Consider the following 12886-nt stretch of genomic DNA (forward strand, 5'->3'; position numbering starts at 1 on the left):
CTTTATGGATGAAAGAGCGCTAAGAGTACTGGAGTACGACAAGATAATAAAAAAGCTGGCCGATATGACTGCATCGGTACCGGGCCGGGAGATTGCCGAATCTCTTAAGCCTGAGACGGAGCTGTCCCGGGTGGAGCAAAGCCTTAAGGAGACCAGCGATGGTGTAAGCTTCATTGTAAGAAAAGGAAGCCCTCCGATGAGTGGAATCCACGATTTAAGGTCTATATTGAAGCGGGTTGAAATAGGAGCAATATTGAATCCCGGAGAGCTTTTGAAGGTATCCGACGTACTCGGGACGTGCCGTAGGCTGAAAGCTTACAGCTCGGAAAGCGTTTCGATGGAACAGGACAATGTAGTCACTGAGCTTATTAATTGTCTTGTGTCCAATAAAAGAGTGGAAGACAAGATAAAGATGGCGGTGCTGAACGAGGAAGAGCTGGCAGATGGAGCGAGCCCGGCTTTGGCTGATATCAGGAGAAAGATCAAGGATGCACAGAATTCTATCAAAGAAAAACTGAATGATCTGATAAGATCTTCTAAATATCAGAAGTTCATGCAGGAAGCTATAGTCACCATGAGGGGTGACAGGTATGTGATCCCGGTCAAGCAGGAATACAGAAGTGAAATACCAGGTCTGATTCATGATGCTTCCGCCAGTGGGGCAACCATATTCATTGAGCCCATGGCGGTTGTGGAGGCAAACAACAATATCCGGCAGCTGAAAATCAAGGAGCAGGCAGAGATCGAACGCATCCTGTATGAACTTACAGCTGATGTCTCAGGCATCCTGGATGGACTGAAAGGGAATGTGACTCTGCTGGCAAAACTGGATTTCATATTTGCCAAGGCAAAATTGAGCGTGGACTATAAATGCGTGTGCCCCAAGCTTAATAAGGACGGGCATATAGTGATAAAGAAGGGAAGGCACCCGTTGCTTGACCCGAAAACGGTGGTTCCGATTGATTTCTGGATAGGAGATCAGTTTAATACCCTGGTGGTGACTGGTCCGAATACAGGCGGAAAAACCGTTACATTGAAAACTGTAGGTCTTTTTACCCTTATGACGCAGGCAGGCTTGCATGTGCCGGCCAATGAAGGTACCGTCATGAGCGTTTTCGAGAAAGTTTTTGCCGATATTGGGGATGAGCAGAGCATAGAGCAGAGCCTCAGCACCTTTTCATCCCATATGAAGAATATTGTCGGCATCCTGGAGAAGGCTGACGACTCATCCCTGGTACTGTTTGATGAGTTGGGTGCCGGTACGGATCCTACGGAGGGAGCTGCTCTGGCTATGGCGATATTGGAATGCCTTCACCAGACTGGCACCATCACAGTGGCTACAACTCATTACAGTGAGCTGAAGGTTTACGCCATATCTACAAAGGGTGTGGAAAATGCCTGCTGCGAGTTTGATGTGGAAACTTTAAAACCGACATATAAGCTGCTGATCGGGGTTCCGGGCAAGAGCAATGCCTTTGCCATTTCCAAAAGGCTTGGCCTGGGAGAGGATATAATCGAAAGAGCGAAGGAGTTCCTCACCCAGGAAGATATAAAGTTTGAAGATCTGCTGATGAACATAGAAAAGAACAGAAGTGAAGCGGAAAAGGAAAGGATTAAGGCTGAGCGCTACAGGATTGAGATAGAAAACCTGAAAAAGGAGCTGGAGGAGCAGAAAAAGAAGCTTGAGCAGCAAAAGGAAAAGCTTCTCAGGGAAGCCAAGGAAGAAGCCAGGAAGATCCTTCTTAATGCCAAGGCGGAAGCAGAGGACATTCTGGAGGAAATGAGACGCATTGAGAAGGAACAGGAAACCATCGAAAAGAGAAAAGAAGCAGAACAGTTTAAGATGAAGCTTAAGAACCGGTTAAACGAGATTGAGGATTCCCTGGCTGAATCGGCAATGCCAAAACATGGATATGTAAAACCTCCGGAAAATTTGAAGCCCGGAGAAAGCGTGCTTATAGTAAACCTCAACCAGAAGGGAATTGTCATAAATCCTCCTGATCATAACGGTGAAGCCCTTGTGCAGGCAGGTATAATGAAAATAAACGTACATGTAACCAACCTGAAGCGCATCGATGAGCAGAAGGAAGAAATAAAGAAAGCTATGGGAATAGGAAAGATCGGAGTTTCTAAAGCCAGGACCATATCCACGGAGGTGGATGTCAGAGGCCAGACTTTGGATGAAGCGATAGAGGTCGTTGATAAGTATCTGGATGATGCGGCAATTGCAGGCTTAAAGGAGATTTCGATCATCCACGGCAAAGGTACGGGTGTATTGAGAAGCGGAATACACCAGTTTTTGAAGACTAACCGGCATGTGAACAGCTTCCGTCTGGGGAAATATGGTGAAGGGGAAACCGGTGTGACCATAGTTGAATTAAATTAAGCCTTCATTAAAAGGCAAATTTGCTGACATACACAACTACACAACGCTAATACTGACTGCAATCTATCTATGAGAATGCAGTTAATGGTAAAAATAACCAAATGCCGGAAGGCAAGTTTCACCGGCCCATTTAAAACGATTGATTTTAAGCCCGCAATTTGACAACTGCGGGCTTTGCTTTTACGTCAGGAGCTGTCGTTATTGGTGATTGCACAATAAAGATGTTGACAAGAAAAAGAGGTTAAACTAGAATTATTATGTTTATTATAGACATTTGATGTTAAAGGGAGAATTTAAGTGGAAGATATAAAAATAAGAGAAGACATAAGAAACATAGCAATAATCGCCCACGTTGACCATGGAAAGACTACTCTGGTGGACGGAATGCTTAAGCAAAGCGGAATTTTCAGGGAGAATGAGCAGGTTCAGGAGAGGGTTATGGACTCCAATGACCTGGAAAGGGAAAGGGGTATCACCATTCTTGCCAAAAATACCGCTGTTAAATATAATGGAGTAAAAATCAACATAGTTGATACCCCGGGACATGCAGATTTTGGCGGTGAAGTTGAACGTTCCCTCAAGATGGTGGACGGTGTGCTTCTGCTGGTTGATTCTTTTGAGGGTCCGATGCCTCAGACGCGATTTGTGCTTAGGAAGGCTTTGCAGCTTAATCTTAAGCCGATTGTTGTCATAAACAAAATTGACAGGCCGGATGCCAGACCGAAGGAAGTCATCGATGAAGTGCTGGAGCTTTTTATCGAACTGGGTGCCGACGACGACCAGCTGGAATTTCCGATAATATATGCTTCCTCCAAGGATGGGTACGCAGTTTATGAGTTAACCGATGAAAAGGTGAATCTCAGGCCTTTGTTTGAAACGATAATAGAAAAAGTGCCTGCACCGAAGGGATATTTCGACAAGCCCCTTCAAATGCTGGTGTCCACCATTGACTATGATGATTATGTAGGCAGAATAGCCATAGGGCGTGTTGAGCGCGGAGTCATCAAGGCAGGCCAGCCGGCAGTGATATGCAAAAAGGATGGGCGGATAGAAAACATAAAGATCAGCCGTCTCTATAAGTTTGAAGGATTAAAAAGAATAGAGGCCAGCGAGGCAACTGTGGGGGATATTGTATCGATATCCGGAGTCGGGGATATCACCATAGGCGAAACCGTCTGCGATGTGCAGAACCCCGAACCACTGCCATTTATAGATATCGATGAGCCTACCATAACCATGACCTTTAGTGTAAACAACAGCCCTTTTGCCGGCCGGGAAGGGACATATGTCACATCCAGGCATTTAAGGGACAGGCTGTTCAAAGAACTGGAGACCAATGTCAGCTTAAGGGTTGAGGAGACCGATTCACCGGATTCTTTCAAGGTTTCCGGCCGTGGAGAGCTTCATCTTTCAGTATTGATAGAAACAATGAGGCGACAGGGATATGAGTTCCAGGTTTCAAAACCCTCGGTTATTTATAAGGAAATTGACGGTGTGATCTGTGAACCTGTGGAGTATTTGATTATAGATGTTCCGGAGGATTACATGGGGGTAGTCATGGAAAAGCTGGGCGCAAGGAAGGCAGAGCTGGTAAACATGCATTCTGCCAATCAGGGATATATGCGTCTGGAGTTTAAAATACCTTCCAGAGGCCTTATAGGATATCGTTCGGAATTTTTGACGGACACAAAGGGAAATGGTATAATGAATTCTGTATTTCACGGTTTCGAACCTTCCAAGGGCGAAATCCAGGGCAGGCAAAGAGGTTCAATGATTGCATGGGAGGACGGGGAAGCTGTTACCTACGGCCTGTACAATGCACAGGAGAGGGGAACCCTCTTCATTGAACCCGGTGTAAAAGTGTATGAAGGAATGATAGTTGGTGAAAATGCCAGATCAGAGGATATTGTGGTCAATGTATGCAAGAAGAAGCATGTGACCAATATGCGCGCTTCGGGTTCGGATGAAGCCCTGCGTTTGACGCCTCCGCGTATTTTGAGCCTTGAGCAGTCACTGGAGTTTATCAATGACGACGAGCTGGTAGAAGTTACTCCTAAGAGCATAAGGCTTAGAAAGAGAATATTGGATACCGAACAGAGGGCTAAAGCCGAAGCAAAAGCTAGAAAAGGATAGGAATGGGGTAATTGCATGGGAGATGCAAAAATGGAGCATGGAAAAAAGAAGGTTAAAAAGAGGGGAAGAAGTGCTGTTTTCTGGCTTCTGACTTTTCTGATCCTGATGGTGATTTTTCTCGTATGTGCCCAATGGTCATACAGGTATGTCATTGAGAGCGCGACGGAAAGGGCGGAAGGGACTCCTATAACCATAGCTCCTCAAGAGGGTATCAGCGTGGATATACCTTTAGGTTCAGGCACTGAATCGATAGCCAAAATACTAAAAGATAAAGGAATTATCCGATATCCCTTTATCTTCAAAATTATATCCAAGTTTGAAGGGTATGACGGTTACTACAAGTCGGGAGTTCATATTCTGAAAAAAGGATTGACATATCAGCAGATAATGAAGATATTGACAGCCAACCCGGAGCGTTCTCCCAGCGTAAAAGTTACGATACCTGAAGGCTACACATACAAGCAAATTGCCGATCTTCTGGCTAAAAAAGGCGTGGTGGACAGGGAAAAATTCGATGAAGTCGCCAATAACTATGATTTCGATTTTGATTTCATTGATGATATACCGGAAGGACGCAAATACAGGCTTGAAGGTTACCTGTTCCCTGATACCTATGAATTTGATCCCAAAGCCGGGGAAGCAGCTGCCATCAAAAAGATGCTCACCCGTTTCAATGAAATGATTACCGAAAGTGAATATAAGAGGATGGAAAAGCTGGGTATGACACTGGATGAGGTGATAATCATAGCATCCCTCATTGAAAGGGAAGCAAAAGTATCCTCGGAGAGACCTATCATATCAGGAGTTATCCATAACAGGTTAAACAGCAAGGATCCAAGCATGAGGAAGCTCCAAATAGATGCAACCATCCAGTACATCTTCTTGAATGAGCAGGGTTCGGTAAAAGAAGTACTGCTTACCGAGGACACCAAGATAGACCATCCTTACAACACATATAAGCATGAAGGACTGCCTCCGGGACCTATCAGCAGCCCTGGAGAGGATTCCATAAGGGCGGCTCTGTATCCGGAAGGGGATTATCTGTTCTATGTGCAGAAAGAGGACGGAACAGGGGAACACTATTTTACGAAGACTTATGATGAGCATCTAAGTGCTATGGATAAAGCTAAAAAGAACAAACAATCCAAGGAATGATGAAAAAATAAAAATGTGAGGCCGAGGTCTCACATTTTTTATGAATGGAGCATCGGTGATGATATGTTACGATTATATAAATGAGTACATCAGAAATACTATAAAGAGAAACAGCGGAATATTGAAGGAGATGGAAGAGTTTGCTGCGGAAAATCACGTTCCGATAATCCAGCCTGAGGTTGCGCGGCTCATTACCGTGCTGGGAAGGCTTAAGAAGCCTGAGCGCATCCTGGAGGTAGGAACTGCCATCGGTTACTCAACCCTCATCCTTTCAGAAATCCTTCAACCCGGCGGAAAAATTGACACTATTGACAGATATGAGCTTATGCTGAATCTTGCAAAAGAAAACATAAAAAGGGCCGGCAAGGAGGATGTTATAAACGTCATAGCCGGAGAGGCCCTTGATGTGCTGAGATGCCTTGATAAAGAATATGATATGATCTTCCTGGATGCAGCTAAAGGCCAGTATCTGGAGTTTTTGCCGGAATGCTTGAGGATGCTGAAAACAGGCGGGCTTATAATATCGGATAATATCCTTTATAAAGGCATGGTTGCCAACGATGAGCTGGTGGTTAGAAGGAAAAAGACCATAGTAAAAAGGATGAGGGATTATCTGGACCATATATGCAACTGTGAACAACTGGATACCAGCATTATCCCCATCGGGGACGGCGTGGCCGTAAGCTATAAGCTGTAAGCTTAATGTTGCATGTTGGAAGCTGCAAACTGGATGTTGCAAGCTATAACTGCTAATCATAAACTAAGAGAAGAATGCAGTAAGTAAAAAACTGTAAGCTGGAAGCCGCAAGCTGAATCCTATTTAAAATTAACCGGAAATCTGTAAAATGGATTTTCTACCGCTGGATCAAAGCTTAGACGGGTAGATGAAGAGGCAGTATATTTACAAGCTTGTGAAGCACAATATTTGGCTGAGTTAATGGGAAGCAAATGATTATTGGAATGAGCCATAGATAGTGTAAGCAAATATGAAAAATGTGATATGACGCTAAAGCGGAGGATTGGAATATGAATAAAATAGAGTTGCTTGCTCCGGCAGGAAGCTTGGAGAAGTTAAAAATGGCGATTGAGTATGGTGCCGATGCAGTGTATCTGGGAGGCGAAGCGTATGGCCTGCGGGCCGGTGCAGAAAACTTTGCCCCGGGGGAAATGGAAGAAGGGGTGGAATACGCCCATTCCCGGGGGAAAAAGGTATACCTTACCATGAATATAATACCCCATAACGAGGACATTGAAGGAATGGCCGAGTATGTCAAGGTGGTTACCAAAATTGGTGTGGATGCAATTCTGGTATCCGATCCCGGTGTGTATTCCATTGTAAGGGAAGCTTCTCCGGATATGGAGATACATCTCAGCACCCAGGCCAACAATACCAACTGGAAGAGCGCAGAATTCTGGTACCGCCATGGGGTAAAAAGGATTGTGCTGGCCAGGGAGCTTTCACTAAAGGAGATCGAAGAAATCAGGGAAAGAGCTCCGAAGGACCTGGAGTTTGAGGTTTTCGTGCATGGAGCGATGTGCATTTCATATTCGGGAAGATGCCTCTTAAGCAGCTATATGGCCGGCAGAGATGCCAACAGGGGTGAGTGCGCCCATCCCTGCCGCTGGAAATATTACCTGGTGGAGGAAAAGAGACCCGGGGAGTATATGCCCGTATATGAAAATGAGAGGGGTACTTTCATATTCAACTCAAGAGATCTGTGCATGATAGAACACATTCCCGAGCTTATCAATACCGGAGTGTCCAGCCTTAAAATCGAAGGCAGGATGAAGAGCTCCTTTTATGTGGCGACGGTTGTCAAAGCTTATCGTGATGCGATTGACGCCTATTACAGCGATCCTGAAGGATACAGGTTCAATCCTAAATGGCTTGAGGAAATATCCAAGGTGAGCCATAGGGAGTTTACCACAGGCTTTTATTTTAACAAGCCCACGGAGAAAGATCAGATATATAACACCAGCTCATATATCCGGGGTTATGATTTTGTGGGAATAGTGATGGAGTATGACAGCAAAACGGGAATAGCCACCGTAGAGCAGAGAAACAGGATGTTTCTTGGAGATGAGATAGAAGTGGTAAGGCCTAAAGGAGACTTTTTCATACAAAAAATAGAGAGCATGAAGAATTCCGACGGAGAAAGCATCGATGTGGCTCCGCACCCTCAGATGACCGTTTATATGCCGATGGAAAAGTCTGTGGAGAAGTTCACCATGCTGAGGCGAAAAGCCGGAGGAGATCAGTAGAAAAAGCATTTAACAATAAATGGGATAAGGTTTGATCAAGGCTCATGTAAATAGATTTTGCTTTTTGCAATATGTGAAAACAGATACTAAAACTTGCACGAAGCAATAACCGGAACGAGCATATGCACGGGATCAAATATGTAAAGTATAAAGTTTCCCTTTCCATGGAAGAATTAAAAAATGGAAAGGGGAATTTTGCTATATGCTGGATAAAAGGAAAAAGATATTGCTTATAGGCATTTACATCATATTTGCAGCTCTCATAGCCCGTATGTCCTATTTTCAGTTGTTTCAGAGCAAGGAGCTTTCAAAAGCGGCCTCCAGCCAGAAATTTACCGACGTTGTCATTGAAAAAGCCCGGGGAGACATATTGGACAGAAACGGCATCAGTTTCACCGGAAGAGGCACAGAAACTTCCGTCGTAATCAAAACGCTGATGCTGAGGGGAATGGATTCGGACATAGACAGGCTCAGCTCCATACTGGGTGTGAATTCAGCCAAGCTCAGAAGGGAAATCGGTATTAAAAAGGAACCGATAATCCTCGAGATCAATGAGAGACAGAGAAGGGAACTGGTGGATTCCAAACTAAACGGGATATCGGTGGTGCATGCCCGGAAAAGGTATGATGACAATTCTCTGGCGAAGCATATAATCGGATATATAAACCGGTCGGAACAGGTTGGCACTGCCGGTATTGAAAGATCTTACGAAAAGGTGCTGAACAGCGGGACAAACAAAGTCATAGGAGTAATTACCGATGCGACGTATAATCCTTTGTACGGTCTGGGATACAGGATTATGGATAATGTGCAAAGCAAGAAGCTCAATGTCAAGCTCACCTTGGATTATCACATACAAAAGATAGTTGAAGATGTTATGGAAAAAAACAATGTCAGTGGTGCGGTGGTAGTTGAGGACGTAAACACCGGAGATATTGTAGCCATAGCCAGCAAGCCGGATTTTGATCAGAACAGGGTTGACGAGTACCTGGACAGCCCGGACAAGGAATTGTTCAATAAGGCTGTCGCTTCTTATAATGTAGGGTCCATCTTCAAGATAATAGATTCCGCCTGCGCCCTGGAGACCAACCAGGATGTCGACGACAGGTATTTCTGTAAAGGATATATAGAAATCGGAGATACGATAATAAAATGCGGCTCGTACAACTCAGGCGGGCATGGAGAAGTGGATTTTACCAGGGCTTTTGCCCTGTCCTGCAATCCTTATTTTATTGATCTGGGGATAAGGATGGGTCCGAGAAGCATAATTGACATGGCCAAAAAGCTCGGATTCGGAGAAGTTACAGGGATAAAAGAGCAGGGAATTGATGAGTCCGGCGGCAGCCTGCCGGATATCGGAAGCCGGGTCTTTACCTATGGGGATACGGCAAATATGTCCATCGGACAGGGTGAAGTGCTGGCAACACCGCTTCAGGTTGCGGACCTGGTTGCTACTGTGGCAAACGGAGGCATCAAAAACAAGATAAACATAGTCGACAGCATAGTGGATGAAAATGGCAACAAGGTCAGCAGTATAAAAAAGCAGGAAGGCAGAAGGGTGATGTCTAAGGAGACTTCGGACTTCTTAAGGAGCATGATGGAAGAGGTGGTGGATGCCGGTACCGGTACCAGAGCCAGTTTGGAGGAATACGGAGGATCCGGAGGCAAGACCGGCAGTGCGGAAACGGGATTGAGCGCTGGCAACGGCAATGTTGTACAGGCATGGTTTGCAGGGTATTTTCCAAGGATGAACCCGAAATATTCCATAGCTGTTTTTGTAGAAAACGGAAGGGCCGGAAACAAAACCGCCGCACCGGTTTTTGAAGAAATAGCCGGAGAGATAATGAAGAAAGGTTATTGACTTTGTTTGTATTTTCTCGTCACAAATGGTAAAATGGTGATAACCTTATCTTGATATTGGGGTGTATGCTGTGCGCTTTCTTAATAAACTTGAAAAAAGCTTGGGTAAATTTGCTATCAAAGGCTTGATGAAATATATTGTCGCTTTTAATCTGGCGGTATTTTTGCTAATGTTTGTGGACCCCACAGGAAGCTTGGTGAGTAAACTCATGCTGTATCCGGACAGGGTCATGAAAGGAGAAGTATGGAGGCTGATTACCTATATTTTTATACCTCCGTCCACATCTCCCTTCTGGATATTGTTCACCTTGTATTTTTATTACATGGTGGGTTCTGCATTGGAGAATGAGTGGGGCAGCTTTAAATTTAATGTTTACTACCTGGTTGGCATGATCGGTACAACAATTTCCTCCTTCATTACTGGTGCCGCCGGAACAGCCTATTACCTGAATATGTCCTTATTCCTGGCTTTTGCTTTCATATATCCGGATTATCAGATACTTATTTTTTTCTTCCTGCCGGTGAAGATGAAGTATCTGGCCTGGCTTGATATAATATTGCTGGGGATTTCCTTCATAGGAGGAAGCTTTGCGGCAAGGCTTGCAATAATAGCAGCGATAGCCAATTACCTGTTATTCTTCGGGAAAGACATGATGCTGGCAATAAAGAACAGGGGCAATGCTTACTCCAACAGGCAGAGATTTGCAAGGAGCATGTCCAGGATAGAGGCATTCCATAAATGCACCATATGTGGAATAACTGAAAAGGACGATAAGAATATGGAGTTCAGGTATTGCTCAAAATGTGAGGGGGATTATGAGTACTGCATGGATCATTTAAAAAATCATGAGCATATCAGGAAGGAAGCATAGGAGTATAACTAAAAAACTGCCTTTAACGGCAGTTTTCCGGCTTAAACTCCTTGCTGAGCTTCTTGATGGCTTTTTTCTCTATCCTGGAAACATAGGATCTTGATATTCCGAGCATCTTGGCGATTTCCCTCTGGGTTTTTCCCGATCCGTTGAGAAGGCCGTATCTTAACTCAAGCACAGTCTTTTCCCTTTTTTTTAGAACATCCTGCATTTTATTATATAGACGTTTAACCTGCATCTTGAGCTCTACTTCGTCGAGGACTGAGTCGGCTTCATTTCCCACCACATCTATAAGGGTGATTTCATTGCCATCCCTGTCAACCCCGATCGGGTCCTGGAGGGATACCTCGTTCTGGGTTTTCTTATTCGACCGGATCTGCATCAATATCTCGTTTTCAATGCACCGGGCGGCATAAGTAGCAAGTCTGGTTCCCTTAAGATTATCAAAAGTGGTTATTGCTTTGATCAATCCTATGGTGCCTATTGATATCAGGTCGTCAATATCATTTCCATAGGAGTTGTACTTTTTTACAATATGGGCAACCAGGCGCAGATTTCGTTCTATAAGTATGTTCCTTGCTTCTTCATCACCGTTTTTGTACATTTCCATGTATTTCTGTTCTTCTTCTGGTGTAAGTGGTTGCGGGAATGAGTTTGGGTTTGAGACATAACCGCACATTAAAAACATGCTTTTAATTGCGTTTATAAGGGCAGTAGGCAGTATAGGCAGCAATTATGGCACCCCCTGTCAATTTCACTGCTGCAAGCTTATATAAAACTCCCATCTCTGTATTTTTCTTGAGATGGTTCTTTATATATAAGTTACCTTTTCATGATATGAGGCAACCTGACGGGGTGTGCATGTACAAAGGTGGACAGAAAGCTGGTGTATTCCTGTTTTGCGGCAGTACAGCCCATTTATTTTCTTCTTTTAATAGGGTATGGGGTAGACATGCAGTAGGTTAGATCATATATGATTTGTTCACAGAATATTAACAAAATGTTATCATTATCTTAACATTTGGTTGATAATATAAGGCTGTAGAAGTACTTTTCATTAGGCCTCCTCAATATAATATAAGCACGCATAAAAAAGCCTTAGTCAAAAGGACTAGGGCTTTTTGCATACCTTGTAAACCATTCAGGTTGGTTTTTCGTCGGGTGACAGCAGTTCTTTTAAAGTCCGGTTTTTCAATATGCCGGATATTATATTCCTCAGCAGCAAAAGGGTGATAGGTCCTACAATCATACCGGCAAATCCCATTAGCCTCAAGCCTGTATACATGGCCACCAAAGTAAGCAGCGGATGAACTCCGATTTGATGCCCCAGTACCTTTGGCTCGATCATCTGCCGGACTACCAGCACAATTAGATATAAAATTACCAGGGATACGGCAAGCCTGAAATCTCCGGTGAGCAGTTCATATATAGCCCAGGGTATCAAAACTCCTCCGGTACCCAGTATGGGAAGCGCATCAATAATGCTGATAACCAGTGCCAATGTCAGGGGATGGGATATTCGAATTATCAGAAATCCCGTATATAGCTCGGTAAAGGTTATGGCCATCAGTATGAGCTGTGCCCGGATATAGCCGAAAAGGGCGGAAAACATATCATCCTTTATTGTTATGACCTTATGTACCCAGCTTTCAGGAACCTGCTTTTTAATGAAGGAATATATTCTTTCTCTGTCGCTGGTCATGAAATAGGTGGACAATATGGTTACGATGGTGAAAATCAGCGCTTCAGGCAAAGAAATTGCCGTATTCAAAATCCCTGTAAAGAGGGAGTTTATGAGATTCATCAGTGTGGATGACAGGTTGGACAGCATTTTCTCAATATTCAGGGTAACTTCCTTGGGAAGGCCCAGATATATGTCCATGCCCTTTCTGACTATGGCGTCTATGTTATTATATAGCTCGGTAAATAATTGGGGCAAGGTGGCAGACATACTGGTAATCTCCCTGATCAGGCTGGATACGGCTTTGGTGATAATAAGCCCCAGGACCAGAAGCACCAAAAGGATGGTTATGGCACTGGCAGCCTTCCTGGGCAGCCTTACTTTATTTACCAGCAATTTGACCAATGGTTCCATCATATTGGACAATGCAAAAGCGATGATGAATGGTATGAGATAAAAAGCCAGCTTAAAAAACACAAAAACCCCAAGGAATATGCCGGCTATAGCAAGCAAGAGTTTTAAGACATTTTTTGCATT

Annotated in this window: 9 protein-coding genes; 7 read left to right on the forward strand and 2 right to left on the reverse strand. The window is 44.2% G+C overall.

Annotation, left to right across the window (positions count from 1 at the left end):
- The first annotated feature begins 4 nt into the window (after positions 1-4).
- The 7 genes from CDO33_RS05775 (at position 5) to CDO33_RS05805 (ending at position 10668) form a co-directional block, all read left to right on the forward strand.
- Entirely contained in the window at positions 5-2386 is a 2382-nt protein-coding gene (locus CDO33_RS05775; protein ID WP_103080189.1) for an endonuclease MutS2, read from the forward strand.
- A gap of 306 nt (positions 2387-2692) precedes the next feature.
- Positions 2693-4519 (forward strand): translational GTPase TypA, encoded by a 1827-nt coding sequence (gene typA / locus CDO33_RS05780; RefSeq protein ID WP_103080272.1) that lies wholly within the window; start codon positions 2693-2695, stop codon positions 4517-4519.
- 15 nt (positions 4520-4534) lie between these two features.
- The gene (mltG, locus tag CDO33_RS05785) at positions 4535-5674 is read left to right on the forward strand and encodes an endolytic transglycosylase MltG (RefSeq protein WP_103080190.1); all 1140 of its coding nucleotides are present in this window, start codon (positions 4535-4537) and stop codon (positions 5672-5674) included.
- Between the two features lie 58 nt (positions 5675-5732).
- Positions 5733-6371 carry an O-methyltransferase gene (locus tag CDO33_RS05790; protein ID WP_103080191.1) on the forward strand — a complete coding sequence of 213 codons (639 nt, stop codon included), beginning with the start codon at positions 5733-5735 and terminating at the stop codon, positions 6369-6371.
- Positions 6372-6700: 329 nt separating this feature from the next.
- The gene (locus CDO33_RS05795) at positions 6701-7936 is read left to right on the forward strand and encodes a peptidase U32 family protein (RefSeq protein WP_103080192.1); all 1236 of its coding nucleotides are present in this window, start codon (positions 6701-6703) and stop codon (positions 7934-7936) included.
- Positions 7937-8138: 202 nt separating this feature from the next.
- The gene (locus tag CDO33_RS05800; protein WP_103080193.1) at positions 8139-9797 is read left to right on the forward strand and encodes a peptidoglycan D,D-transpeptidase FtsI family protein; all 1659 of its coding nucleotides are present in this window, start codon (positions 8139-8141) and stop codon (positions 9795-9797) included.
- 127 nt (positions 9798-9924) lie between these two features.
- On the forward strand, positions 9925-10668 hold the full coding sequence (locus CDO33_RS05805) for a rhomboid family intramembrane serine protease (protein ID WP_338053248.1): 744 nt from the start codon (positions 9925-9927) through the stop codon (positions 10666-10668).
- Between the two features lie 22 nt (positions 10669-10690).
- On the opposite strand, the gene sigK is transcribed toward CDO33_RS05805, so the two are convergent.
- A complete protein-coding gene (gene sigK / locus CDO33_RS05810) occupies positions 10691-11401 on the reverse strand; it encodes an RNA polymerase sporulation sigma factor SigK (RefSeq protein ID WP_103080195.1) in 711 nt (236 codons plus the stop codon).
- Between the two features lie 408 nt (positions 11402-11809).
- Positions 11810-12862 (reverse strand): sporulation integral membrane protein YtvI, encoded by a 1053-nt coding sequence (gene ytvI, locus CDO33_RS05815; protein ID WP_242974844.1) that lies wholly within the window; start codon positions 12860-12862, stop codon positions 11810-11812.
- Positions 12863-12886 lie beyond the last annotated feature (24 nt).

Origin of the sequence: Clostridium thermosuccinogenes, from assembly GCF_002896855.1 — a bacterium.
In the GTDB taxonomy this organism is placed as follows: Bacteria; Bacillota; Clostridia; order Acetivibrionales; family DSM-5807; genus Pseudoclostridium; species Pseudoclostridium thermosuccinogenes.